The sequence below is a fragment of the Noviherbaspirillum agri genome, assembly GCF_054780595.1.
Map to the genome: position 1 here is coordinate 1 of NZ_BAAGWA010000022.1, position 25,798 is coordinate 25,798.

The 25,798-nt window shown below is 57.9% G+C and carries 23 protein-coding genes and 1 pseudogene; 12 read left to right on the forward strand and 12 right to left on the reverse strand.

Annotated elements, in window-relative coordinates; genetic code table 11:
• The 6 genes and pseudogenes from ACYVIA_RS21420 to ACYVIA_RS21445 form a co-directional block, all read right to left on the reverse strand.
• Positions 1–319, reverse strand: a pseudogene (locus tag ACYVIA_RS21420) (TAT-dependent nitrous-oxide reductase); the annotation flags it as partial.
• A gap of 424 nt (positions 320–743) precedes the next feature.
• Positions 744–1,142 (reverse strand): putative zinc-binding protein, encoded by a 399-nt coding sequence (locus ACYVIA_RS21425; RefSeq protein WP_460844225.1) that lies wholly within the window; start codon positions 1,140–1,142, stop codon positions 744–746.
• A gap of 155 nt (positions 1,143–1,297) precedes the next feature.
• A complete protein-coding gene (ubiT, locus tag ACYVIA_RS21430) occupies positions 1,298–1,777 on the reverse strand; it encodes a ubiquinone anaerobic biosynthesis accessory factor UbiT (protein ID WP_460844226.1) in 480 nt (159 codons plus the stop codon).
• A gap of 70 nt (positions 1,778–1,847) precedes the next feature.
• Positions 1,848–2,738, reverse strand: coding sequence for a ubiquinone anaerobic biosynthesis protein UbiV (ubiV, locus tag ACYVIA_RS21435; protein WP_460844228.1), 891 nt, complete (start codon positions 2,736–2,738; stop codon positions 1,848–1,850).
• 59 nt (positions 2,739–2,797) lie between these two features.
• Positions 2,798–3,793, reverse strand: coding sequence for a ubiquinone anaerobic biosynthesis protein UbiU (gene ubiU / locus ACYVIA_RS21440; RefSeq protein ID WP_460844229.1), 996 nt, complete (start codon positions 3,791–3,793; stop codon positions 2,798–2,800).
• 75 nt (positions 3,794–3,868) lie between these two features.
• Positions 3,869–5,089 (reverse strand): NAD(P)H-dependent flavin oxidoreductase, encoded by a 1,221-nt coding sequence (locus ACYVIA_RS21445; RefSeq protein WP_460844231.1) that lies wholly within the window; start codon positions 5,087–5,089, stop codon positions 3,869–3,871.
• 340 nt (positions 5,090–5,429) lie between these two features.
• Between ACYVIA_RS21445 and ACYVIA_RS21450 the strand changes: the two genes are divergently transcribed.
• From ACYVIA_RS21450 to ACYVIA_RS21460, 3 genes are read left to right on the forward strand one after another with little or no spacing between them, the layout of a single operon-like run.
• Positions 5,430–5,876: a hemerythrin domain-containing protein gene (locus tag ACYVIA_RS21450; protein WP_460844233.1), complete on the forward strand. Its 447-nt coding sequence runs from the start codon at positions 5,430–5,432 to the stop codon at positions 5,874–5,876.
• Positions 5,873–6,112: a DUF2249 domain-containing protein gene (locus tag ACYVIA_RS21455; RefSeq protein ID WP_460844234.1), complete on the forward strand. Its 240-nt coding sequence runs from the start codon at positions 5,873–5,875 to the stop codon at positions 6,110–6,112. The genes ACYVIA_RS21450 and ACYVIA_RS21455 overlap by 4 nt, the downstream gene beginning before the upstream one ends.
• The gene (locus ACYVIA_RS21460; RefSeq protein WP_460844236.1) at positions 6,112–7,428 is read left to right on the forward strand and encodes a hypothetical protein; all 1,317 of its coding nucleotides are present in this window, start codon (positions 6,112–6,114) and stop codon (positions 7,426–7,428) included. Before ACYVIA_RS21455 ends, ACYVIA_RS21460 begins: the two co-directional genes overlap by 1 nt.
• Before the next feature lie 78 nt (positions 7,429–7,506).
• On the opposite strand, the gene ACYVIA_RS21465 is transcribed toward ACYVIA_RS21460, so the two are convergent.
• Both ACYVIA_RS21465 and ACYVIA_RS21470 read right to left on the reverse strand, forming a co-directional pair.
• Positions 7,507–8,190 (reverse strand): Crp/Fnr family transcriptional regulator, encoded by a 684-nt coding sequence (locus ACYVIA_RS21465; protein ID WP_460844238.1) that lies wholly within the window; start codon positions 8,188–8,190, stop codon positions 7,507–7,509.
• A 39-nt stretch (positions 8,191–8,229) separates the two neighbouring features.
• The gene (locus ACYVIA_RS21470; protein WP_460844240.1) at positions 8,230–8,655 is read right to left on the reverse strand and encodes a universal stress protein; all 426 of its coding nucleotides are present in this window, start codon (positions 8,653–8,655) and stop codon (positions 8,230–8,232) included.
• Positions 8,656–8,856: 201 nt separating this feature from the next.
• On the opposite strand from ACYVIA_RS21470, the gene ACYVIA_RS21475 reads away from it, so the two are divergent.
• Positions 8,857–10,212 carry an NAD(P)/FAD-dependent oxidoreductase gene (locus tag ACYVIA_RS21475; RefSeq protein WP_460844242.1) on the forward strand — a complete coding sequence of 452 codons (1,356 nt, stop codon included), beginning with the start codon at positions 8,857–8,859 and terminating at the stop codon, positions 10,210–10,212.
• A 133-nt stretch (positions 10,213–10,345) separates the two neighbouring features.
• Here ACYVIA_RS21475 and ACYVIA_RS21480 read toward each other — a convergent pair whose 3' ends face one another.
• Complete coding sequence (locus ACYVIA_RS21480) at positions 10,346–10,831, reverse strand: Spy/CpxP family protein refolding chaperone (RefSeq protein WP_460844243.1); 486 nt, start codon at positions 10,829–10,831, stop codon at positions 10,346–10,348.
• Between the two features lie 217 nt (positions 10,832–11,048).
• On the opposite strand from ACYVIA_RS21480, the gene ACYVIA_RS21485 reads away from it, so the two are divergent.
• Entirely contained in the window at positions 11,049–11,768 is a 720-nt protein-coding gene (locus ACYVIA_RS21485) for a response regulator (RefSeq protein ID WP_460844245.1), read from the forward strand.
• Positions 11,765–13,117 (forward strand): ATP-binding protein, encoded by a 1,353-nt coding sequence (locus tag ACYVIA_RS21490; protein ID WP_460844246.1) that lies wholly within the window; start codon positions 11,765–11,767, stop codon positions 13,115–13,117. Before ACYVIA_RS21485 ends, ACYVIA_RS21490 begins: the two co-directional genes overlap by 4 nt.
• A 169-nt stretch (positions 13,118–13,286) precedes the next feature.
• Here the strand turns inward: ACYVIA_RS21490 and ACYVIA_RS21495 are convergent, their stop codons facing one another.
• Positions 13,287–14,282, reverse strand: a complete 996-nt coding sequence (locus ACYVIA_RS21495) for a hypothetical protein (protein WP_460844248.1) — start codon at positions 14,280–14,282, stop codon at positions 13,287–13,289.
• Between the two features lie 197 nt (positions 14,283–14,479).
• Here ACYVIA_RS21495 and ACYVIA_RS21500 point away from each other — a divergent pair, with 197 nt between their 5' ends.
• From ACYVIA_RS21500 to ACYVIA_RS21525, 6 genes are all read left to right on the forward strand, one after another.
• Entirely contained in the window at positions 14,480–15,277 is a 798-nt protein-coding gene (locus ACYVIA_RS21500) for a M15 family metallopeptidase (protein ID WP_460844250.1), read from the forward strand.
• Positions 15,278–15,464: 187 nt separating this feature from the next.
• Entirely contained in the window at positions 15,465–15,734 is a 270-nt protein-coding gene (locus ACYVIA_RS21505; RefSeq protein WP_460844252.1) for a PAAR domain-containing protein, read from the forward strand.
• A 55-nt stretch (positions 15,735–15,789) separates the two neighbouring features.
• A complete protein-coding gene (locus tag ACYVIA_RS21510) occupies positions 15,790–17,331 on the forward strand; it encodes a hypothetical protein (RefSeq protein WP_460844253.1) in 1,542 nt (513 codons plus the stop codon).
• 13 nt (positions 17,332–17,344) lie between these two features.
• Positions 17,345–21,082, forward strand: a complete 3,738-nt coding sequence (gene tssM, locus ACYVIA_RS21515; RefSeq protein ID WP_460844288.1) for a type VI secretion system membrane subunit TssM — start codon at positions 17,345–17,347, stop codon at positions 21,080–21,082.
• A gap of 26 nt (positions 21,083–21,108) precedes the next feature.
• Positions 21,109–22,104, forward strand: coding sequence for a type VI secretion system-associated protein TagF (gene tagF / locus ACYVIA_RS21520; protein ID WP_460844255.1), 996 nt, complete (start codon positions 21,109–21,111; stop codon positions 22,102–22,104).
• A gap of 39 nt (positions 22,105–22,143) precedes the next feature.
• The gene (locus ACYVIA_RS21525; protein WP_460844256.1) at positions 22,144–22,947 is read left to right on the forward strand and encodes an OmpA family protein; all 804 of its coding nucleotides are present in this window, start codon (positions 22,144–22,146) and stop codon (positions 22,945–22,947) included.
• A gap of 197 nt (positions 22,948–23,144) precedes the next feature.
• Here the strand turns inward: ACYVIA_RS21525 and ACYVIA_RS21530 are convergent, their stop codons facing one another.
• Complete coding sequence (locus tag ACYVIA_RS21530; RefSeq protein ID WP_460844290.1) at positions 23,145–24,404, reverse strand: IS256 family transposase; 1,260 nt, start codon at positions 24,402–24,404, stop codon at positions 23,145–23,147.
• Between the two features lie 314 nt (positions 24,405–24,718).
• Positions 24,719–25,792, reverse strand: a complete 1,074-nt coding sequence (tssA, locus tag ACYVIA_RS21535) for a type VI secretion system protein TssA (RefSeq protein WP_460844258.1) — start codon at positions 25,790–25,792, stop codon at positions 24,719–24,721.
• Positions 25,793–25,798: the final 6 nt, after the last annotated feature.

A 25,798-nucleotide genomic window follows, 5' to 3' on the forward strand; every position in this document is an offset into this window, starting at 1 on the left:
ACACCGGAATGCGGCGCAGCTCGCGGCCGGAAGGCACGCCGATGACGCGGACTTCGGCATTGTGGCCGGCGCTGGAGAAGTGATAGTACTCATCCAGCTGGCCCGGCGCGACATGGTCGCCCGCAGCGCCATGCGATACGGCGCCTGCCGAAGCGCTTGCCGCCGGAGCAGCTTTTACGTTTTCCTTGCACCCTGCAAGGCCGAGCGATACGCCGGCACCTGCCAGTCCCAGCAAAGCGCTTTTGCCGAGAAAACGCCGACGATTTGCAATCGGCGGTGCATCATCCTGATTGATCTGAGCTTTTTTACCTTTGTCCATTAGTTTTTTCTCCAGCTAGGACTGTCATCAAAATTCGGTCAGAGAAAGCGGACAATCTCTGTACCGCACAACTTCTTGAGCATTCTCAAACTTGCGAAGGGGAAAAAACATGATGTGGATCAACCTTTCCCAAATGAAGAAAGTCAGGGATTGTGCACCACACAAAGATTCCTCTAGATTCAATGATTTACCTTATCCCCCAGAAGCTCAGGGAAATTTTTGCAAGCATTGAGTTGCATGAGAAAAACTGCACTTTGCAGCAATGCAGGTGTGCGATCGATCCAGCTGGAAGGAAAAAACGACAAGAAACCATTCATTGTCGAAAACGGAAAACTCGTCAGCCATCACGCTGCCAACTTCATTTTCAGTTGGCATAACGTCTGTGGAGACTCGGAAAACCCTGCGAATGAAAAAAGGCCGGGACTCAATCCGGCGCTACCGGGGAATCAGTCACTCGGTCCGATTCCAGAGCAGCGATTACCCGCTCGACCACGGCATCCCCCTGCTCGCGGTCAAAGTCGACATGGACGCGCTTCTTGACGCCGTATTCGTTTAATTGATGGTAATGGTCGGGATGCAGGTCATGACGCGCAAGGGTGCTGCGTGTGCAGGCAAGCGGACAGCCGTCGAGAGCGATGATCGGCCGCCCCGACTTTGCGATCTTCAGTAGCTGGGGGACATCACCTCCAATGCCCGCAATGCAGGACATTTCAGCAACGCCGCGGCGATCCAGCTGAAGCGCCGCATAGTTGGCCGTCTGTGCCGCGCTGGAGCAGCCGGAGCAAGAATAGACGAGAGGAAAATCCGGATTCTTGACTCGCATCGATGCACCTCTCCTCGGTTCTTGGTTCTGACAGGCTGCTGAAAAACGTAGCGAACGGACCGAGATTGGGGCCAAGGGCGCATGCGTACGTGTGGCACGCAGAGCACGGCAGGCCGCAGCATTGGTCCGCGCAGATGTATTTCGACAGCCTATTGTTAAGTCTGACTTCTCCCGGGGCCCGCCTTGAGGCGACCAAGGACACGGGATGGAGCCAGCTTGCCGAGCTCGAACACAGGCAATTCAATGGCGTCGAGCGTGTTCTTCACCAGCAGGCCGAGTTCGGTATCGCCTTCCATCGACAGACGTCGGCTGAAGAACAGCGTATCCGGATCTTCCTGGCGGCGTGCCAGCAACAGGAAATCATGGGCGCTGGCGCTGATCGTCAGGTCTGGCTCCCCCTGGTTACTGCATGCGGCAAAACGGCCGCCAACCCAGTGGAAGTCGAAGGACAGCTGGGCGTCCGTCACTTTGATGCGCAACTTCTTGCCGCTCAGGGATTGCTGCACATCCTCCGGCAGGTTTCCGCTCAACGTGAAGTTCAGACCTGTGGCGAACAACAGTGACCCCGGATAAACCGGCAACAAGGACAGCAGCTTGCCGACCGGGCTTGGCAGGAGAAAACGGCTTTGGCTCATGTAAAACCTTTTGACGATTCAGTTCAAAACTCCGCTGCCCTTTTGGGGAGCGTGGGGAACGCGCAAACGATCAGGCTACCATCCGGTCGAGGCCCGGCTTGCCATGCCAGTAACCGTCGCACGACTGGTCAGGCATGAGGGACTCCATCTGCTTCAATGCGTCGGCTGCCGCCAGCATCTGGTCCAGCACATCGCGGAACATCCCAATGATCTGTTCGGTGTTCTGTGCCTGCGGGCTGATCCGGGCAACGTCCACACCCATGTCCTGCATTACGCCGAGTTCATTGACCAGGTTGTAGACGAGTGCGGACTGCGTCTGGATGCCGTTAAGGGTAAGAAAGTGCTGCCCTTCCCGCGTCTTCAATGCAAGGCCGTCCGGATACTCCATGCAACGGAACTGGCAATCGTCCTTCGGCAGGTTGTGATGGCGTGCGGTAAAGCAGCGCGCAGAGAATGCAAGCGGCATGCGCCCATACGCAAACACTTCCGTTTCCATCCCGGCCGGACGGTCCTTCTGCATGTGTTCAAGACTGGCGCGGCTCATTTCCAGCGGCATGACCCAGCGCTTGGCGCCGGTCTCGGCCATGAACTGCAATGTCGGCGCATTGAAGACATTCAGGTGCGGACCTGCGGTAAAAGGCACTTTGCCGGAGAGGCAGCGTACTGCGCCCATGTCGTTCGCCTCCACGCCGAAACGCCCGTTTTCCGTGACGCGGTGCAGGGTCGACATGTCGGTCTTGGATTCGAGCAGCGCCTGTGTCGACAGCACGACTTCCTTGCCGGAGGCGGCAAGCAGATCGCCAATGTCCATCCAGTCCGCCAGCCGCAACTCGCGACGGCGAGAACAAACAGCCTCGCCGAGATAGACGATGTCGACAGGCGTGTTGGCAATGGCTTGGTAAAACTCGAAAACGGTATTGCGCGGCCAGAAATAAAGAATGGGCCCCAGTGCCAGCTTCAAAATGTGTTCTCCAACAAAATTGACCGAGTGATACTGCGCAGGCGCGGCCTCCGCGGCCCTTACTTCCAGGGACGGTGGTAGGCGCCAAGCGTGTGCTGCTGGCCTTCCGCGACCTTGTTGAGCTCCGACATCCAGGCCGGCTTGACTGAATAGCGCTGCGCGCTGTCGCGGGCGTTATCGATCGCTTCGCGCCACACTTTGGTGACCTGCGCAACGTATGCGGGGCTGCGTTGGCGACCCTCGATCTTGATGGCACGCACGCCCATCGCGAGCAACTGCGGCAGCAACTCCAGCGTGTTCAGGCTGGTCGGCTCCTCGATGGCGTAGTAATTCTCTTCGTTGACGTCGAAGCGTCCCTTGCACAATGTCGGATAACCGGCGTTCTCACCCTCGGCATAGCGGTCGATCAGCACACCGTTCAGGCGCGATTCCAGCCCCTTCGGCGTCTGTTGCCAGCGCACCGCCTTGGCCGGCGAGCAGACGCCATGCGTATTCGGCGCTTCTCCGGTGACGTAGGAAGACAATGCGCAGCGCCCCTCCACCATCACGCACAGGCTGCCGAAGCCGAACACTTCGATTTCGACAGGGGTGTTTTTCGTGACGTACTCCACCTGCTCAAGCGAAAGCACCCGCGGCAGCACGGCACGCTGGATACCGAAGCGGTCGTGATAAAAATTGATTGCCTCGTGATTCGTCGCGGAGCCCTGCACAGAAAGATGCAAACGCAGGTTGGGATACTTGTTTGCCGCGTACTGCATCAGCGCCGGGTCGGCCAGGATGATGGCATCGATCCCGTTCTGTGCAGCGCGATCCACGGCAGTACGCCATGGCGTCCAGTTTTCAGCCTGCGGATAGGTATTCAACGCGAGCAATACTTTGCGGCCCCGGTCATGCGCATACCGGATGCCTTCGGCAATCGCCTTGTCGTCGAAGTTCAGCCCAGCGAAGTTGCGGGCATTGGTTGCATCACGAAAGCCGAGATAAACGCAATCGGCACCATTGTCGACTGCCGATTTGAGTGCCGGCAGACTTCCGGCGGGGCAAACCAATTCCATCTGAGTGTTTGATTCCGTCACAACGTCTAAATGAAAGTTAAATCGATCTGAGTGTTCCCGGTTTCTCGCTCTCGCCTAGGCCGGTGCAAAAGCGGTCGTCGAGGAAGGCAGCGAATCGCCGGCCTTCGCGGGGCGCACGCCGTTGAGCAGGTAGTCGATCAGCTCGCGCACGGAACGGATCTCGCTGCCGAACGGAAGCTTCTCGGAACCGCGGAAGAACAGGCCGCGCTTGACGTCGCCCTGCAGCGCAAACGCGAGCTGCGTATCGATACAGAACTGTCCCGACTTGGCGATGCCATCGCGCAGACCGCACTGCGCGAGGCAGTCGAAGCCAACCGTGCACGGTTTCGGCCCGGCCTTGCGCATCAGCTTTTCTTCCTTGTCGAGGTAGTTCGCGAGCCACTGCGTCTTCACGCCGCGCGCCGGCAGGCCGGCAACGCTCATGAAGGTGACGATGTCTTCCGGCTTCGCTTCAGCCAGCACCTTCTTGAAGTTGATATGTGCATCGCCTTCCTCGGTGACGGCAAAGGCAGTACCAAGCTGCACGGCGTCGGCACCCATTGCGAACAGTTCCTGCACCTGCTCATGCGTATGCACGCCGCCCGCCGTGATCAGCGGAATACGCTCACGCTCGATGCCGAGCTCCTTGAACAGCTCCTGCGTGCCCTCGAGGACAGCCGGAAACGCAAAGTTCGGATTATTGACGTCTTCCGCCTTGGCTGCGCCGAGGTGGCCTGCTGCAAACTTTGGATTTTCGATCACGATCGCATCCGGCAGGCGGTTCTTGCGCATCCATTTCTTCATGATCAGCGAAATGCCGCGCACGTCCGAGAGAATCGGCACCAGAGCGACGTTGGGGTGTTCAGTGGTCAGCTCGGGCAGGTCCAGTGGAAGACCGGCGCCGACGACGACCGCGTCGATGCCGCTTTCGCAAGCCTGGCGAACATAGTTGGCGTACTCGGCGACGGCACGCATGATGTTGACGGCGACCATGCCGATCCCGTCTGCAAGCGCCTTGGCGGCCTTGATCTCGCGGTCCAGCGCAATCAGGTTGGCGCGATCAATCAACGCCTTGTTGCGCGACTTGCCGGTTTGCGTCATGAGATCAGGATGATGGCGACGCAGGTCAACGCTGGAAATGGTGCCGACACCGCCCAGGCTGGCAACCGTACCCGCCAACCGGTGCGCGGAAACGCCGACCCCCATGCCGCCCTGCACAATCGGAAGCAGGGATTTTCCCCTGACAATAAGTGGTCTAAAAGCAGTCTGCAGCACAGCGGTCCTTCCGAGTTTCAATTTGAGTCTTGCGGAAGCAGCCGGCGACCGCTTCCGTTACGCTGCCCCCTCTGGCCCGAGGGAGGCGTAGGAGGCGGGAAATGAGGCATGAGCGGCGCGAAGTTTCAATCATCCGAGGCGCACTCAAAAGCAACGAGCGAATGTAGCAAAAGCTATATGCAATTTGTTTGATCTCAGTCAAGCAACAAAGACTTGACAATAAAATCCCGCACTGTGCTCCCTTTTAGCACTTTAAGCGAACTTTACGCTACAGGGAGCCAAGAAATCCTTAACACAGGTCAAGGAAATTGAAATGCTCCCAATGTAACAATGGGCGCCGTTTGATAAACAAAGGCAAATCATGGAGACCATTACCGGGTACTTGGCAACCGACCACAAGCGTTGCGATGACTTTTTTGCAAGTGCCGAAAGCAGTGTAGTCAAGAAGCAGTGGGCCGAGGCAGAAGCTTCGCTGAAAGACTTCAGCAGTGCGCTGGAGCGGCATTTCACCATGGAAGAGAAAGTTCTCTTTCCGGAATTCGAGGCGGCGACAGGTAGCACGCAGGGGCCGACGAGCGTGATGCGCATGGAGCATCAGCAGATGCGTTCCATCCTCGCTCTGTTGCAGGAAGCACTTGAGCAGCAGGACGTCGACAACTTCCTCGGCAATTCCGACACCCTCAACACCATGATGCAGCAACACAACATGAAGGAAGAGAGCATTCTTTACGTCATGTCGGACCGCGTATTGTCAGGAAAGCAACCTGACATCATCGGTGCAATGAACGAGATCGGCGCTGCGGCATGAGCTTGAATGAAAATGAAGTCCAGATCGACGTATGCGGCCTGGAACCACCTGAACCTCTTGAAAGAGTTCTCGATGCCCTCAGCCGTCTGGCATCGGGACAACGTCTGCGCGTGGTAATTGGTAGAGAACCGTTACCGCTCTATAGAATCCTCGAGAACAATGGCTACGCATACCAGACCAGCAGCCGTGAGGATTATCTGTACGAAGTCCTGATCTGGGAAAAAGACAAGAGCTGATGCAACGCATCCTGACGTTCGAGCAAACGCCGCCCCTGTCGGTGCCGTTGCGGTTCTTCCTGACAGCACCGCTATTCGCAATTGTCGCGGCGCTCCTGCTCCTGTGGCATGGATCGGACGCATTCGTCTCGCGCTGGTCTCCGGTCACCCTTGGATTGACGCACCTGTTAACCCTCGGCTTCCTCGCCATGTGCATGATCGGCGCACTGTTGCAGATGCTGCCGGTCGTGGCTGGTGTCGTCATCCCCTACTCCCGCCAGACAGCCGGCGCGACCCATGCATTGCTCGTGCTCGGTACGCTCGCGCTTGTAGCTGGTTTTCTTACAAGCGCACCTCTTTTATTCAAGCTTGCAATCCCGATGTTGCTGGCCGCCTTCGGCTGGCTGGTGTTTGCCGGACTGCGAGGCGCACTGCGCGTTCAGCAAGGCAGCGACATGCTGACAGCGATTCGCCTTGCGCTTACTTCGTTGGGTATCGCCGTGTCCCTCGGCGCCACCGCCGCTAGCGGATTTGCCTGGCCGCTGCCGCTGCCATTGATGCAGATTACCGATCTGCACGCCGCGTGGGCTTTGCTCGGGTGGGTCGGATTGCTGGTTGCCGGTGTCGCCTATCAGGTCGTCCCGATGTTTCAGGTCACGCCGACCTACCCTCGCATCATTACACGATGGTTCACCAAGGCGATTTTCCTGCTCCTCGTGCTTTGGTCGGCAACCAGTCTCCTGACATCGACACAAACCGGCATCTGGCAGCGCATATTTGCCGCAACACTGGTTTGCAGCTACGTCGCGTTCTGCTGCACGACGTTCTATTTATTGTGGCAACGAAAGCGGGCAACGCCGGATGCGACGACAATGTTCTGGCGCACGTCGCTCGGCAGCCTGCTCGCCTGTTCCACGGTCTGGTTCACAGGCGTTCTTTTTCCCTCCGTCTCTGGACACGCCGGTTATCCGCTGGCGCTCGGGGTACTGTTTATTGTCGGCTTCGGCTATTCGGTCATCAACGGCATGCTTTACAAGATCGTGCCGTTCCTGGTGTGGTATCACCTGCAAAACCGTTTGACGGGAGGCTGTGCAAAAGCACCGAACGTCAAGCAGATTCTCCCGGATGCGGTAGCACAAAAGCAGTTCCGGGTGCACCTGTTAGCGCTGTCGCTTCTGTTTGCCAGCGTCGTATATCCCAGGTGGCTGGCATCGCTGGCGGGAATTGCGTTTGCCGTCTCATCGGCATGGCTGTGGATGAACCTGATGAAGGCTGCCCGCGTCTACCACCGTATGATGGCAAGCCAGGCGCCACAAAAAGACGCGACGACAACATGATGCCGTCGCGTCTTTTCCATTCCTGGAAGAGTTTTTCAGGCCGACTGCACCGTTGATGCCAGCCAGACCAAATCCGCGCTAACGCCCTTCGTACGCGCGCAGTTTTTCGATATCGAGGATCGTGATGGTGCGGCCGTCGATTTGAATCATCTGCTTGGCCGCCAAGTCGTGAAGGATGCGAGAGAAGTGCTCTGGCGTAAGATTCAGCCGGGATGCCAACACCGTCTTGCTCACCTGCAGAGTGATCTGATCGCCGTCGGACGGCGTTTCCGACTTGAGCAGATAGCCGATGACTCGCTGCGTGCCGGAACTCAATGAATACGCTTCCACGTCACAAATCAGCCCATGCAGGCGCCGGCTCAGCCCTGCCAACATCTTGCGTGCAAATTTCGGATCCCGCTCGATCTCCTGGAACACGGCGCTCTTGGGCACATGCAGCAGCATCGAATCGGCGAGCGCCTGCGCAGTCACGACGTACGGTTTCTCCACAAACATGACCGCCTCGCCGAAGCTGAAGCCCGGACCGATAATCTCAACCACCTTTTCATTGCCATCGGCCGACGTGAACGCGAGTTTCACCTGGCCATAGATCACAATGTGAAAACCGAGGCAAGGATCGCCGCGACGAAACAGGATTTCGCCGCGGGTCACATGCATTTCACTTACGGATGCAGCAACTTTGTCCAGTTCTGCCGGCGCAATTTCATTAAAAAGGGGCAGGCGCGAAAGGAAATCGTGAACTTTGATTTTGGCTGGACACATTGATGCAGTTTCCGAAAATTTTTTGGTCTTGACTCGAGTCTACCGCACGATCAGAACGGGCACCTTGGTTAGCGCCAGTACCTTCGTCGCTACTGAACCCATGACAAGGTTCTGCAGCACACCATGGCCATGCGATCCCATGGCGATCATGTCGATCTTGTGCTTGCTGGCATAAGCCTGGATTTCGTCGGCGATACTACCAACCTTGAAGCCTGCTCTGAAAGGCAGGCCCTGCTTGCGCAGGATTCTCTCGGCCGGAGCCAACGCTGCCTCAGATTCCTTCTGGTAATAACTCTCGATTGCTTCGACGCCCAGAAAGGAGCGCGCGCGACCTGGAGGAATCGGCAACTGCACATATAAAACATGTAGCTCCGGTGTTCCCTGGAACCAGTTCAAATGCTTGACGACGTGCCTGACTGCCTTGGTACTGTACTTCGAGCCGTCTACCGCAATCAGAATCTTCATTGGATTTCCTGTAAAGCGATTCATGCAGGCTCGCTCACCAGCTACCGCACAGGCTTTTGAGCAGATTATCAAACGGGACGCAGTTTACTCCAGAACGTTGGCCGCAGGCACCGTTTAGTGTTTCACCTCCACAACGATACGACAGCATGATGAACTTTTTGCAATAGAATCCGCACCCGCGATCGACCTCCCCTCGCCCGCATGCCACTTTTGACCAAGGAGATTTGTTTGAAAAAGCTGTCAGGCGCGCCTGCGCACAGAATTGTGATTGTTGGCGGCGGCGCCGGCGGTCTCGAACTCGCCGTGCGTCTCGGCAAACGGCTCGGAAAAACGCACAAGGCGCATGTCATTCTGGTCGATGCGGCTCGCACTCATCTCTGGAAGCCGCTGCTTCACCAGGTCGCAGCAGGTACGCTGGACAGCCATTCGGACGAACTTGAGTACCTGGCACTGGCGCGGGACAACCACTTTACCTTCCGCCTCGGCCGCATGGACGGGCTCTGCCGCGGGCAAAAAGAGATCTATCTCGCCCCTGCCTATGATGAAGAGGGTGAACTGCTCCTGCCGCGGCAGTCGGTTCGCTACGACACGCTGGTATTGGCATTGGGCAGCCAGACGAATGACTTCGGCACGCCGGGTGCAAAGGAGCACAGCATCATGCTGGACTCGCCGGTCGCGGCGCAGCGCTTCCATCAACGCCTGGTCAATTCCTGCCTTCGTGCACAGGCGCGCGCGAAGGGACCGGGCGAAGGCCGGTTTACCGTGACGATCATCGGCGGTGGCGCGACCGGAGTGGAGCTTTCGGCCGAGCTGCACATGACCGCAAAAATTCTGACCAGTTATGGGCTGGCGAACTTTCACCCGGAGCGGGACCTGAAGATCGTTGTCGTCGATGCCGCACCGCGTCTGCTGCAGATGCTCCCGGAGCGCCTTTCTGCCGCCGTAGCACGCGAATTGCGTAGCCTCGACATCGAAATACACACGAACGAGAAGGTAGTAGAGGTATCAAAAGAAGGTGTTCGGATGGCCAGCGGCAAATTCATTCCCAGCGGAATCGTGGTATGGGCTGCCGGCATCAAGGTGCCGGACTTCATGAAAGACATCGACGGCTTGGAAACCAACCGTATCAACCAGCTCGTCGTTCAGCGCACCATGCAGACGACACGCGAACCATCGATCTTCGCCATCGGCGATTGCTCAGCCTGCCCACAGGAAGCCGGCAAACTCAATGTACCTCCTCGGGCGCAATCGGCACACCAGCAGGCAACCACGCTGGCAAAGTCCCTTGCCCGGATGTTAGAGGGTAAACCGCTGCTGGACTTTACCTACCGCGATTACGGCTCACTCGTCTCGCTCGGACACTACAGCACGGTTGGCAGCCTGATGGGCGCCATTGCGCAGGGATCCGTCTTTATCGAGGGACATATCGCCAAATGGATGTACTGGTGGCTCCACAAGCATCACCAGATCGCCGTCAACGGCTGGTTCCACACTTGGCTTTCCACATGGGCGGAAACCATTAACCGTGTGCGCAATCCACGCATCAAGCTGCACTGAGGGCCCGCATTTGCCAGTAATTGGCAGCGGATTCTCGCTGCCACTCGCCTGCCAGGAAGACACCGCACGGGCTGGGGCAGCGTCCGGGTGCTTGTGCGTCCGGACGCGCTGATGATGATGGACCTCCCTTGGATTAACCGCGCGTCCCGCGGCGGCCATGCCTGCCGAGGGACTGTTCATCAAAGATCTTCCGCTGCTCCGGCGTCAGGGCAGCGTAGAACTCCTTCGTTGCCGCGATGCGCGCCTCCATGTGCTTTTGCCGCTCCTGCATGAACGCCTGCATCTTCTCCATGCGTTCCGGCGTGCTGAGCTTGGCCATGTCGGCACGATCGGGTCGTGCTGGCATTTCGGCCGGCTTCATCTTCCCGATGTAGTTTCGCCAGGCCTCCTCCTGGGCCGCATTCAGCTTGAGCTTGTCATGCAACTCGGCTGCGCGCTTTTCCATCCGCGCTTTCATGCGCTCCTTCATGCCCTCACCGCCACGTCCGCTTTCTCCATAGGCCATCGGCCCGCCCATGCCTCCGCAATCGGGCTTGGCGGCCATTGCCGCAACAGAGCCGGCCCCGAGTCCAGCTGCCATGAGACCGATCAACAAACGCTTACGTAAGATGCTCATCATGTTTTCCTTTACTAAAGTTCAGTGCTTCACAGTGCTCCTCGCACGGTTTGCATGATGGTGCGTTTGTGTATCGGCAGCGTGTCGCTGAAGAAGAATGTTGTAGCAACACGTATCGGGAAGCCCCCTCTCTGTATCGTCTTGTATCGCGCAAGCCGGTAGCAACACCGCGATACAATTTGCCAAATTTCCCTCTCCTGAACCCGTTCATAATTCGCCCATGGAAACGCCTTCCCAAATCCTTGTCGTCGATGACGACCGTGAAATCAGCACTCTTCTCGCCGAATACCTGGAGAAGAACGGCTACAGGGCACTCATCGCAGCTGACGGCAAGGCCATGTGGAAAGCACTGGATGAACACCGTGTCGACCTGATCGTTCTCGACCTGAACCTGCCCGGAGATGACGGACTGACCCTGTGTCGCAATCTCCGCACGCGCTCCACCATCCCCGTCATCATGCTCACGGCGCGCGGCGAGCCACTCGACCGCATCATTGGCCTCGAAATGGGCGCGGACGATTACCTCCCGAAGCCCTTCGAGCCGCGCGAATTGTTCGCCCGCATCCGCAGCGTGCTCCGCCGGACACATTCCTTGCCGCCGAACATGCAAGGTCCGGAACCACAGCAGGTGCGCTTTTCCGGCTGGACGATGGATTTCACGGCACGCCACCTCGTCAATCCGGACGGCGTCGTAGTGGCATTGTCGGGCGCGGAGTTCCGCCTTCTGAAGATCTTCGTGGAACATGCCAACCGCGTCCTCAGCCGCGATCAATTGCTGAACCTGACGCAGGGCCGGGATGCCGATCCTTTCGATCGCTCCATCGACCTGCAGATCAGCCGGCTGCGCCAGAAGCTGGGAGACGATGCCCGCTCTCCGCAGATCATCAAGACGGTGCGTAACGAAGGCTACGTGCTTGCCACGGTGGTTGCCAAGGAATGAAGAACCCATTCCGCTCCATGACCAGCCGTGTCTTCCTGGTGCTGATTGTCGGCGTCATTGTCAGCACTGTGCTCGCACTCGGCCTGGCCTTCGGCGAGCGACAGAAGATGCTGAGGCATTTTCGTGATTTCCATGCAGCCGAGCGCGTCGCACAGTTCTTGATGTCAATCGAGACGGTTCCCTCGGGCCAGCGATCCCTCATCTACTCGGCTGCGGCCGGTGTAGGAATGCGCGCAGAACAGGCAGCCCCGAGCGACGTGGAGCTGGCGTCGCGCTCCAAGCTCGCAACGCTACTCGCCGAGCGCCTGCCGAACGATTTTCACATCTCATCGACATCGGTCAGCGCAACCGACTGTGCGGGCATCGGGCGCACCCGCTATCGCAGGCCGGAGCATCGCGCCTTGTGCGAAGCATTGCTGGTCACATTCTCGGACGGCGAACGCCTTCGGCTGACGATATTGCCACCACCGCCGCCGCCCGTCGCGCCCCGTCTCGACTACCAGACATACGGCATCCTTTTCCTGCTAAGTATCGGCATCGTCGCAGCGCTCGTTGCGCGTATGACGATGCGCCCGTTGAAACAGCTGGCACGCGCTGCGACCGAGCTCGGCAACGACATTGAGCGCCCGCCGCTTCCTGAACGCGGGGCGACGGAGATACGGCAGGCTGCAGCCGCGTTCAACGCGATGCAAGCCAGGATCCGTCACCATATCAGGCAGCGCGCGCATATCCTTGCGGCGATTACGCACGACCTTCAAACACCGCTTACCAGGCTGCGCTTGCGCCTTGAGAAGGTGAACGATACGGAATTGCGGGAGAAACTGATCGGCGACCTATCCGCAATGCAGAGCATGGTGCGCGAGGGGCTGGAGCTCGCGCGAAGCCTCGACTCTTCCGAGAAGGTTCAGAGGCTGGACCTGGATTCACTGATTGACAGCGTATGCGCCGATGCATCCGATGCCGGACAGAGCGTCGCCGTTACCGGCACGACTAATGTTTCTCTCCTGGCACGCCCGATTGCGCTGCGCCGCTGCTTGACCAACTTGATCGACAATGCAGTCAAGTATGGCCATTCGGCAGAGGTAACTGCTGCACGCGAAGGCGCATGTGCCGTCATCCGCATCCGGGACCATGGTTCCGGTATACCCGAGGATGAACTGGAAAAGGTTTTCGAGCCCTTTTACCGCCTTGAAGATTCCCGCTCGCGTGAGACGGGCGGCACCGGGCTGGGCTTGACGATTGCCCGCAATATCGCCGAACAGCATGACGGCTCGATACATCTGCACAATCACCGCGATGGCGGACTGGAAGTGACGCTGACACTTCCAGTCCCGCATCAGAAGGTTTGAGGCTACGCGGAACAAGTTCACGCGCGCCGCGCATTCTGACTTCGGGCGGTCCGCGGCGCTGCAATTCCTCGCCATTGTCCCGCCATGGCTGACGTTTGCGCCTTGCACCCCATCTCGATTTCAGGCGCGGCCATCGCGGGACTTGTTCAGCAATTTGTTCAGCGTAGCCTTAATCGACCTGGTCACCGGCAGAATTCGGGCAAGCGGCATCCTTGCCCCACATGCCGGAACAGATTCGCAGCCGGCACAGTTCCCCCTCAAAGAAGCCCAGGGCCCTGCACCGGTTGACGAGTGATTCAGTCGTCTCGCCCGGCCCTGCGATGACTACGTCGCGGTTTACGCCGCCCTTCTGCTCTCGCCTCATACCTGCCCCAGACGACGATGCCCTCGTGCCAGCAGACGTGACGGTCGCTTTCCTCTTCCCTTCTGGCGGCGGTGCTTTCGAACCACTCGACACATGATTCAGGAGAGCCGCAATCAGGTCGACGTCCTTGTCTTTCCCGGTGGTTTTCGTAGAACTTTCCCCTTTCGCACTTGCAACCGCAGCATTCCCTTTGCGAATTGTCGTTCGCTCATGTAAAGCACTCGGCTTTTTCTCTTTGGCATCCTGAGCGCTTGCCGGGGCCATTCCTGATGCGGTCGTCGGCTCTGCCAGGACAATCACGCCAGCTGCGTCAGGAATATCCGTCGTTGTTGGCTGCTGTGCCGGACTACCTGCGGCCGGGCCTGGATCTGCTCCGGTTGCTGCCACGGATTGCAATTCCGGCTTGCTTTCTTCGCTGACGATAGTCGCAACAGCGGCGACTGCGAGCGGTTCCGCTTCCCCCGAAGTTCCTGTTGCTACCGTTACCACCGGAGAGACGTCTTTTCGTTCGACATCTTTGCGCAATACCTGAAGCGGTTCCGGTGTCGAAAGGGTGGCGAACGAAGACAACTGCTCAGCCCCATTATTGAGTGCGGCAACCATGCCGACTGCCGCCAAAGCCATCAATGGAGCTGCCCACGCTGCGCGGACCCTTAGTCTTCGCCCGGAGCGATGTGGTTCGATGCCTTTGAGGATGCTAAAAGTCGTCGCGTTTTCCGGTGTTTCGCATGTCCCGGTATACAGAGATGGGCGAAATGAAGTACTGGCTTCGTGCGGCTTTGTCGGTATGGTCTTGTTCATAAATCGAGCTCTGGCAACGGACGTGAGGGCGTGATAGTCACGAATAAGCGGAAATAGGATTCGGGTAAATTGCATTTATAATAACATTCTATGTTGCATTGTTTGCAAGTGTTACCAATCCTTACTCTCTCATTTCGCCCTTGCTCGATACTTACTTCCTGATTTTCATAATCTGTTCGTACGTAGCAGCAGTCGCCTTGGGAGCCTGGTGTGTCATTTCCTCCGCACGCCGGGCGTATTGCCGCGACTGTTTGCTGTCACTCTCGTCCCGGCTCCTTCAGGCAGTTCGCGCTCGAATCGACCGTGCACAGCATGCAGCGACATTCTTAATTACCGGCCTGAGTGCTGGTGGCGGGTTGTTATGGCGTGTCATCACAGGCAACCGGCATGCTGCCATCATTGCCCTGTTGCTGCTTCTCTTTCCGCCACTTGGCGCCCAGCTACTGGCGCAGCAAACTTTCCTGGAGGCTTACGAAGAAAATCCTCGCCCTATTGATCCAGTCATTGCTTCTCTTCTTCTCGGGGAAAGGCTGTCCCCGCCCGCCCCGCTCCCGCCCGACCTGTTCATCACGAGAGAACTTGAAGCGGAACGCAAGGAAATCGCTACCGCAAGTCGCGAGTGGAGCGCGCTGGATCCGGACTTCCGCCAGCGCCTCCTGGCTGTCTTTCAGCTAATGGCACATCACGGCTACCACATGGTGCTCCTTGAGGGGTATCGGAGTCCTGAGCGACAGGCATCGCTCGCGAAGCTGGGGACGCATGTCACCAACGCAGGTGCGTTCCAGAGTTTTCACCAGTACGGGCTTGCCGCGGACAGTGCGTTTTACCGTGACGGCAGAATCATCATCTCCGAGCGTGACCCATGGGCTATGGAAGGTTACCGGCTGTATGGGCAGTATGCCGAATCAGCAGGGCTGGTATGGGGCGGCCGCTGGAAGATGATGGATTTTGGCCATGTCGAACTCCGGAGATCTCAACTCCTTGCCCATCGCTAGTTCCATTGCTGTCTTCTCGGGAGGTTGGCTAAAGGCTGAACCCCATACATCACCGAGCTGCGAACAGTGCACTGAAGTTAGACCTCGATCGAAGAAGGCCGGCTAACCGATTTGGTACGCAACTATTGTCATTAAGACACCATTCGCGTTATCATCCACGCCGTTTTGCAACTTTGACAACAGCGCTATGACAAGACCTTTGATTGTGACTGGAGATGCAACCGACCACGGTGGCAAAGTCATCACCGGCGCAGCCACCACCGACACACATGAGAAACGCATCGCCCGAGTGGGTGACCAGGTCACTTGTCCGCGTAAAGGACATGGTGGCGTTACTGTCATTGCAACCGGGGATCCAACTGTTCTCATCGACGGAAAACCAGCGGCGCGCCACGGGGATGTCACCGCATGCGGCGCCACATTGATCTCGTCGCAAGTTGTGACGAGCAGCAAGTAGGCTATGCCAGGGGCAGGCTGCTTTCTCGCCCCAACAGCCCTGACAAAAGATCCCAATGCCGTCCAATTACGCTTTCACAAGCAAACTGCGAATCGCCTTCCGTTGGTTCGCCATTTCATTCCTGATTGTTGCCGCAACATGGCTGGCGGCCATTTTCTGGTGGCAGTTAACGCAGCGGGCCGTTAGTACGACCGACGCCATACTGCACATGGTTGTCCTCCCGATCGCCCTACTGCTCACCATCGCTCTCGCTCGTCGCGCGCTTACGGCCAAGGCGTCCCCCCGTCGCACGACAGTCGCCCAAAATCCAGAAGTTGCATTATCGGATAACCAGACAAGTGATAAGAACCAGGAGAACCATGCCCCCGCCCTTGCCATTGTCGGTGCATGGGCCTCGACATGCCTCTCACCGTACGGGGACGAATTGCCGGATCTCCTCAACGAACGCCGCACGCGCCCCACGCCCGACGAGTCGTTGCTTGACGACCATGGTTTTCCACTGCTCAGCGGACGAACAAAAGAACTTGATACCGACGCCGTCGAAACCGCACTCGCGACAGTAATTACAGGTTCCCCAGACGCCCCCGGCGAATTGACGGACGAAGCGCGTGACGCGCTGCTACGAGCACTTGCCCTGCTTGACTCCGTGCTTGCCCAAATGTCTGAAGAGTGGCCACGCTCCTTCGCCAGTGCGGCCGAGATATCTGAACAAGATGCCGGGGCGGCGACTCTTCGCGGTCTTCCCGATCGCTCAGCGCCACCGGGTGGAGTAAACCTGCAGGTCAAGCTTCTCCTGTCTGACGAACTTAATGACGACGAAGTACGAAGTGCACGCGCTTATATCGCATACAGGCTTGCCGCATACGGAATATCCGCTTCGCAAACTTCGATAGACGCGTTAGTTTCAGATGACGCTCCAATTGCGCTGGCCTTGGCCGAGGAGTTCCGCAGGACGGCAAATAGCGGCCTGGAGCGTGACTTGCCGCAGGCTTTGCTGCTGCTGTCTGGCGTATCCCATCTGTGTCCAAGCATTGCGGAGACATGGGAGTCCAAAGGGCTGATATTCTCGTCACAGCGCCCGAACGGTCGCATGCTGGGTGAAGCGGCCTTTGCAATACTTTGTGCGAATAAAAAGGCACTCGCTATCGAGTCGATCAAGCCAATGTGCAATCTCTCACCCGTCGTATGCGCACAAAGGAATAACTCGGACAAAGAGAAGCTGAAGGCTGATGTCCTTGGCGGCGCAATCCACAATGCGTTGGACGCCGCGAAGCTGGCCGGCGACGCAATCGGCTCTGTCATATGTGATGCAGACCATCGCAGCGACCGCACACTTGAAAGCATCGGCGCGATGGTTTCCGTGGCACCGACGCTAGACGCCATCCGCGACCGCGTGGCCATCGAAGAATCCTGCGGTCATCTTGGCGCTGCATCTGCGCTGGGAGTCCTCGCCGTAGGCGCAATCACCGCCGAACAAGCAATGCACCCAGTTCTTCTCTTTAACGTCGGCCATCCGGCCGAGCGCGCTGCCGCACTCCTGCACCCCACCGGCGTCGCGGAAAGCGGCACCTCAACACAACTCCCTCATGCTGCATAACCCAATGTTCTCCATGGACCGGATACTCAATTTCGTTAAAGACCCACGTTTCCAGTCGGTGTTTGGATTAGTGCTGGCGCTCTCCGCCGTCTACCTGATCGCCTCTTCCCTCCGTGTTGGGTTCGCTTGGACAGTTGGCCTGCTGACGGTCGTGGCAGCTGTCTGGGTCGCCTACTGGTATCTTGCGTGGGCGCGAACCCGGCAAGCCTCCGGCGCCATGGCCAAGATGTTCCATGACCAGGCAAACGAGGCTGTGAAGCATGCTCCGGCCGACAAACGGCAAGAAGTCGAGATGTTGCGCAAGCGCCTGATCGAAGCAGTGCAAACCATCAAGACCTCCAAGCTCGGCCAGACAACGGGAAGTGCTGCCTTGTACGAGATGCCCTGGTACATCGTCATCGGCAATCCGGCGGCAGGCAAGAGCACGGCGATCATCAATTCGGGCCTGAACTTCCCTTTCTCGGACAAAAGCAATCTGGCCATTCAGGGTGTAGGCGGAACACGGAATTGCGACTGGTTCTTCACCACTGAAGGCATCCTGCTCGATACCGCCGGACGTTATGCGGTCCACGAGGAAGATCGCAGCGAATGGTTCGGGTTTCTCGACCTCCTCAGGAAGTACCGTCCCAAGGCGCCAATCAACGGCATTGTGATTGTCGCCAGCATTGCGGAGTTGACCGGAAACCGCCCGGAATTCGCGATCAATCTTGCCAAGCAATTGCGCCAGCGTGTGCAAGAACTTACCGAGCGTCTCGAATTGTTTGCACCGGTATACGTCATGTTCACGAAGGTCGACTTGATCGCCGGCTTCGTGGATTTTTTCGAGGACTCGGATGCGGAGGAACGCAGCCGGGTGTGGGGCGCTACCCTACCCTACGATGCCACCGGCAGTGCGAATGCAATCACGCATTTCGACCAGCATTTCGACACACTTGCAGACGGCCTTAAGGAACTGGGAAGCGCGCGCATGTCGCTCAACCGTGGTCAGGCGATGAGTCCCGGGATCCTGACCTTCCCGATGGAGTTTGTCGGGGTCAAACAACATCTGCGGACCTTCATCGCAACTCTTTTCGAAGAGAACCCCTTCCAGTTCAAACCTATTTTCCGGGGTTTCTACTTCAGCAGCGCAATCCAGGAAGGCGTGGCGACTCACGCAACCGGACAGCGGATTGTGCAGCAGTTTAGCCTGTCCGCAGGGCGGCGGATGACGGCGAGCATCAGCTCCAGCATGGGCTTCTTCCTGAAGAACTTATTCTCTTCTGTCATCTTCGCAGACCGGAATCTTGTCCGGCAGTATGCCAGTCGCAAGAAGCTTTTACTGCGGCAGGCCAGCTTTTTCGGGGGAGTCCTTGCACTCGGCCTCCTCCTCGGTGGATGGACCTGGTCCTTTGTCGCCAACCAGCAGTACGTCGCCAATATCGAGGCCGACCTCGATAAAGCAGTCAAGATCCAGCAGTCGCGGTTCGACCTCGCGTCACGCCTGGAAGCACTCGAAATCCTGCAAGACAGGCTGGAGCAGTTGCAACGCTACAGGGAGGAGAAGCCGATTTCCCTTGGATTCGGCCTGTACCAGGGCGAACGAATCGAGCACAAACTGCGGGCGGAATACTTCGCTGGTCTTCGGCAGGTGATGCTGGAACCGGTCACGGCCAACCTTGAGACCTTCCTCAATGAAGTCAATGCCAACGGCTCTCGCCGTGATGTCTCGGCACGCCCCACGCAGGCTCCGGGCATAGCACATGCCGTGGCGACAAGCGAGGCCAGGCCAAATAGCCCCGCTACATCTCCTTACAAAGATTTATCACCCGCAAATGCGGAAGACGGCTACAACGCGCTGAAAACATATCTGATGCTCGGTCAAAAAGACAGGATTGAAAGCAGTCATATGGGTGACCAAGTCACGCGCTTTTGGCGAAACTGGCTGGAAACCAATCGCGGCAACACCCCGCGGGAACAGGTGATCCGCAGCGCGGAAAAACTCATCACCTTTTATGTTGCCCAAGCGCCGGAACCGGATTTTCCGCTCATTGATACGAAACTCGCGCTTGTCGACCAAGCGCGAGAAACGCTGCGTGCCGTCGTAAAAGGAACGCCCGCGCGGGAACGGGTTTATACAGAGATCAAGATGCGTGCTTCCACCCGCTTCCCCGCGGTTTCAGTAGCAAGCGTAGTCGGTGATGAGAACAGGGAGATCATCGCCGGCAGCTACGCCATACCCGGCGCGTTTACGCGGGATGCATGGGAGCAGTTTGTAGAGGGTGCGATCAGGGAAGCGAGCAACAAGGAACTGCAAAGTGCCGACTGGGTGCTGAAGACCAGTGCGCGCGACGATCTTTCGCTGGAAGGAAGCCCCGAGCAGATCCAGCGGGACCTGACCCGGATGTACAAGGCCGAATATGCAAGCGAATGGCGGAAGTTCATGCAGGGCATCACGATTGCGGAGTTCGGCTCGTTCGACAGGGCCGTCATCGCCATGAACCGGATTGGCGACCCGGTTTCCTCACCACTGAACACACTCATACAAAAGTTGTACAGCGAGACATCATGGGATAACCCGTCGCTTGTCAATCGGGGATTGCAGGACGCACAACGCGGCGTGCTTGAGTGGTTCCGCACGACGATCCTGCGACAGGCTCCCGCCCCCGTCAATATCAGCCTCACAGCCGCAAAGCCAGGCGAACGGCAATCGGGTGTCATCGGGCGAGAATTTGCGGCCATTGCAAACCTCATGGTTACCCGCGGAGAAAACAAGGATGCTTCCCTGATGAACGGCTACATGGCGCAACTTTCCAAAGTCCGGACGCGTTTCAACCAAATCAAGAATGCCGGGGATGCCGGTCCCGCTAGCCGGGAGTTGATGCATGCAACTCTGGATGGAAGCAATTCCGAACTGGCCGATGCCCTGAAGTATGTCGACGAAAGCATGCTGACCGGAATGTCCGACACGGAACGGGCCACCGTGCGCCCGTTGCTAGTGCGGCCACTGATGCAAGCATTTGCCGTCATCGTTGGTCCTACAGAACAGGAATTGAACCGTATCTGGGCCGCCCAGGTCCATGAGCCGTTCAGCAGATCACTCGGCATGAAATATCCTTTTGCCACCGATTCGCGCGTGGAAGCAACTGCCTCGGAGATAGGGCAAGTCTTTGGCCCGGACGGTGCAATCGCCAGGTTCGTGCAGACTTCGATGGGCCCGCTCGTCGTGCGCCGTGGCGACACCGTAAGTTCGCGCACCTGGGCAGAAATGGGCGTCCGGCTCAACCCGGCCTTCGCGAACAATCTTGCCCGGTTTGTTGCCGCCCAAGGTGGGGCACCCGGTGCAGCAAGCGCGGCGCCCCAGAACCAGACGAATTTCCAGCTACTGCCTCTTCCCACCCCTGGGTTACTCGAATACTCGGTAGAAATCGACGGCCAGGTCATGCGTTACCGTAACGGGCAGCAGGACTGGATCAACTTCACCTGGCCGTCGCCGGCAGGCCAGCCCGGCGCAAGGATAACCGCTCTGACGACAGATGGGCGATCAGTGGAAATTGTCAACTTCCCCGGGCAGTTCGGACTTGAAAAACTGATCAACTCTGCGCAGCGCAATCGCCAGGAAAACGGTGAATTTGTGATGGCCTGGAATGGTGGAGGGACGCGAGTTTCCGTCAAATTCCGCCTGATCAGCGATGCACGCAACAGCACCGGCAGCACTGAGGCCGGGCTGCGCGGCGTACAGCTCCCCCTCACCGTTGCCGGCAGTGCCAGCTAAAAAAACCAATGGAGACGCACCAGATCATGAGCGCGAGCACTGCCGTCAGGCCTCACCGTTCCAGTTCGATTTATTTCGGGAAGATCGCATCACGCGGCGACTTTGTTAAAAGCACCTCCGGAAGCCACGTCATTACACTGATCGACAACTGGGTTGCGCAAGGCATGGAGATGCTGATTGCAGCGCCGACCTGGAAGGCCTATTACGACAATGCCGCCGCCATTGACTTCCTGTTTATTGCAACCCGCAACAAGCACGCTATTAGCGGCTGCCTCATTCCCAGCGCTGATGCGTCGTCGCGCCGGTTTCCATTTATAGCCGCCACGCTCTTCGAAATGGACGAGGCGCTGGCATTCCTGTCCATCAGTCCGCTGGCTCTTGAACGGCACCTCAGTCACCAGCGCGCACTCGTGCATCATGCATCAAGAACCCACGACGCCGCCGACACGCTGAAGAAACTCGACGACATGCCGTTCGAGTCGAAACACATTGTGGCCAATGTCATCGGGACATATGAGCAATTTCTCATCAACACTTCCACCGCAGCGCTGGCAGATGCGCTTTCGATGGCAGAGGGGCACACTTCCGTGCGTCGCCTGGTGCTGGCGCTTGGTTACCTGCTGCAGCCAATCCTGACCAACTACGCCACACCTCCCCAGAAAGGCATCGCACTACCCTTGCCGCGCGACCCAAGCCGCATGTCGCTCGTCAAGGCACTATGGCTGGAGCTCATCTCCGTTTTCCTGAAACGCGCGGAATTCGAGCTAAGCATTTTCTCCTGCATCCACCATGGCAAGCCAACACTGATCGTAACCTTCAACGGAACGACACCTTCGGCATTCCACGCCTTGTTCGAAGAACAGGCAGCGCAGGAACATCTCATCGACGTGGCCCAATCGGCATGGGTTGAAGACTATGTCAGCCAGGATCCCGCGATCTTCAAGTTATCGAGTTATCTCGAACATGGCGACCTCAATCTTCGCCAAATGTCCGACACATTCCGCCAGAGTTTCCGCGGCTGAGCGGCCCACGATGCAATGACCTCTCTATCCGCAGCCCCCATGCACGAATTCATCATGTATCTCTTCAGACTCGTATCCCTGCTCGCACCTCTGGTATGGCTGTGTGCGCTCTCATCCATCCCCGTGTCCGCCGCTGCACAGACCGCCATCCCCGCTCGTATCGTGGTTTCCGGCACAGTGGCGGACGAATCGACCAAGGCGACGCTGCTCTCGCGTCTTGCGGAGGTATATGGCGCACAGAATCTTGATGACAGGATAAGCATCGGAGGTGTTATCGCGCCCCCCAACTGGGCCACGTACATTCCGAGGCTGTTGACTCCCCAGCTCAAATCCATCAGCAAAGGCCAGCTGACCATCGAGGGAACCAATGTCGCTCTACGCGGCGAGGTCGGCAACGAGGCATTGCGACAGGAGATTGCGAGTAAATTTGCCAGTTCCCTGAACCCGACCTACACCATCAAGAATGGTCTTCGGGTGACAGCTGCAACCCAGGCGGTGCTGGACCAGGCCCTTGCGAATCGCGTTATTGAATTTGAACCCGGCAGCGCGTTACTGACTGAATCCGGCAAGCAGATCCTTGATGAAATGACGCTCGCCCTCAAGAACGTCAATGCGAGAAAAGTGGAGGTGATCGGGCACACGGACAATTCCGGCGCTCCGGCACGCAATCTCGCGCTGTCACGCGCACGTGCGGATGCTGTAAGGACCTATTTAGTGACCAAGGGGATTTCCCCCGAATTGATTGTTACAAGCGGCATGGGCCCCGATCAGCCGATCGCCTCAAACAATACCGAGCAAGGCCGCAAACGCAATCGTCGCATCGAGTTCCGCGTCGGCCAATGAAGCGGCCCGCACAGGCTAACCAGGCAAGAAAGGGTCTTGTTCTCTCCCTGTGCGAGGAGAAACAAGAAGCATGATCGGCGAGAAGACGAACAGCGCAAGCGATAGGCAAAAGACGCATCGCTCGCCGATGTTCCAGGTCGGAGCAGTATTCGGGGTAGTGTCAGAAATTCTGTGTGCTGAGGTCAGTTTAAAAAATCTCAGCGCAGGGCGTTCGTAAATCGTTCGCCGAACAGGATAGCGAACTGATTGGCCGCCTGCTTCCAGGTGACGGGCGGCATCTTCCAGTCTTTTTCGATGTTGCGCAAGGCCAGATACAGCAGCTTGCTGGCCGCCTCGTCGCTCGGGAAGTGACCGCGGTTCTTGACGATCTTGCGCAACTGCATGTGCATGCTTTCAATGGCATTGGTCGTGTAAATGATTTTGCGTACTTGCGGCGGATAGGCAAAGAACGGGGTCACCTGCTCCCACTGCCGCTGCCACATCGCCGGCACCGTCGGAAATTGCCTGCCCCAGTCGCTGTCGGCAAACGCCGCCAACGCAGACGCTGCTGCATCCGCAGTGGCGGCCTGATAGATCGGCTTGAGCGCCGCCGCCAATCCCTTGCGATCCTTCCAGCTCGCCAGATTCAGCGAATTGCGGATCAGATGCACGATGCAGGTCTGGATCTGCGCCTGCGGATAGACCGCCTCGATCGCCTCCGGGAAGCCGCGCAAGCCGTCAACGACCGCGATCAGGATGTCTTCCAGGCCGCGGTTCTTCAATTCGTTGAACACCTTGAGCCAGAACTTGGCGCCTTCGGTCTGTTCGATCCACAGGCCCAGCACTTCCTTCCTGCCATCGGCCCGCACACCCAGCGCCAGGTACACCGCCTTGTTCCTGACCGTGCCTTCGTCCCGGATCTTCAAGCGCAGCGTGTCGAAATACACGATCGGGTACATCGCTTCCAGCGGCCGCTGCTGCCATTGCTCGACTTCGGCCAGCACTTCGTCGGTGATGGTCGAAATCAGGTCGGGTGAGACGTCCAGCCCGTACAGTTGCTGCAAATGCCCCTGGATCTCGCGCACGCTCATGCCGCGCGCATACATACTGATGACGTTGTCGTCGAAACCGGGCAGGCGGCGTTGGTATTTGCCCACCAATTGCGGCTCGAATGTCGCCTGCCGGTCGCGCGGAATGTCCAGGCTCAGTTCGCCGTTGGGCGTGATGACCGTCTTGGGGCTGGAACCGTTACGGTGATTTCCGGCTCGCCCCTGGCTGGCCTCGGCATCGAGGTGATGGGTGAGTTCAGCAGCCAGCATGCGCTCGGCCAGCTGTTTTTTAAGCAGGCCCGCCAGTCCGGATTCGCCGAGAATCGATTCGGCGTCCTTGTTCTGGACTTGCGCCAGCAGTTGATCGATCAGTTCATCCGGAAAAAGCTTCGGGGCCTTCGGTTTCTTGGTCTTCTTGGTCGTGCTCATTACTACGGTCATGGTGGTTCCCTTTCGGTATCATCTCATGACCTCTTGCACACAAAAAATCTGACAGGCTCGTATTCCGCTTGACCGTTATCATAATGCCCGCCATCTTACGTGCAGAACGGCGTTGCTCCTCTTTCGCGGGGGAGGAACAACATCCTGTCCCCACGCATCGATACGAAGACAATCGGTTTCGGATTTTGCCTTATGCAATCTTGCAGAACTGACTTCACATGGCAGCCCTACTAGTCGAACCAGAGGGAAAAGGCGTTATTTCGGCGGGGCATCACAGCCCCTTTTCATCGTTTGAAAACGGCTTACTCGTCACTACCGCTCTTGCCATGATCCAGCCCGAGCAATTCCTCGATATGCGACAAGGTGCTGTGATCCTTGACGACGGTCTGTAGCCAAGCGTGCAGTGGCATCGCGCCCCAGTTCGCGGCCTTGTCGGCGAGATAGGCTACCGGGCTATGCGGCTCCGTGTTCCGAAAAAATCTTGCTACCTCGCGCAAGGCCTCCAGTGCCTGCGCACGCGTCTCGATGACGCCGTGAACACGAGGTTGCACAGTTGCTGGCGCGCTGCCTTCATGCGCACGAGCCGACGCACTTGGCTCTGTAGCGCGGGCCTCCCCCGAAATACCCAGCTCGTTGGCAATGGCCTGAAGGCGCAGCCGCATTGCATCGATGCTCTTCTCCAGTGGAGAAAACGAGGGGCCATCGTTACCAAACAAGCGGTCACACGCCTTTTCCAGCTCTTCCAGCATCAAGCCACAGCGACTTGCATCATCAATCCATGCACCGTAAAGCGCCCTGTCGGTGCGGACGACTGCTGCAGTAAACTGCTCAACTGTGACTTTGCCCTCGGCATCTGAGGCTTGCTCCGCATGCCGCTCCAACTTGGCCTGCAGATGGATTGCAGAATCGTAATCATTAAGGCAAAAATCCCCGGATGCCGTACGGGTGAGCGGAATTTCACGTACCAGTTGCGCCATGCGCCCCACATACCAGGACAGCGTTCCGATGCGCTGCTCCTGGTCTCCGTCTTCTGTCAGCGGATGGATACTTCCTCCAAAGCGATCAAGCAGGCAACCCATTGTTTCCATTCCATCAGCCAGGCCACCCAACCCGGAGGTCTTTACCAAGGCTTCAGTCAACCATGCCGCCAGCCGCAGGTCCTTGCTCCGCGTTTGCAACAGGTCCGTGCAGCATGTGACTACCTCACCCCAGTCGGCTTGCTTCAGTGTCGTTTGCCATTCGCCGTAGTCAATCGTGGGATCGTCCTCGCGCCGGGCTTCGTGAATAAGGTCGAATTCGGGGGAGAACGACAGATCAACACCGCAAGGCTGCTCAACGGAGATGGGCTGCAACAGGCTCTTTTTATCGGACATCATCGTTAT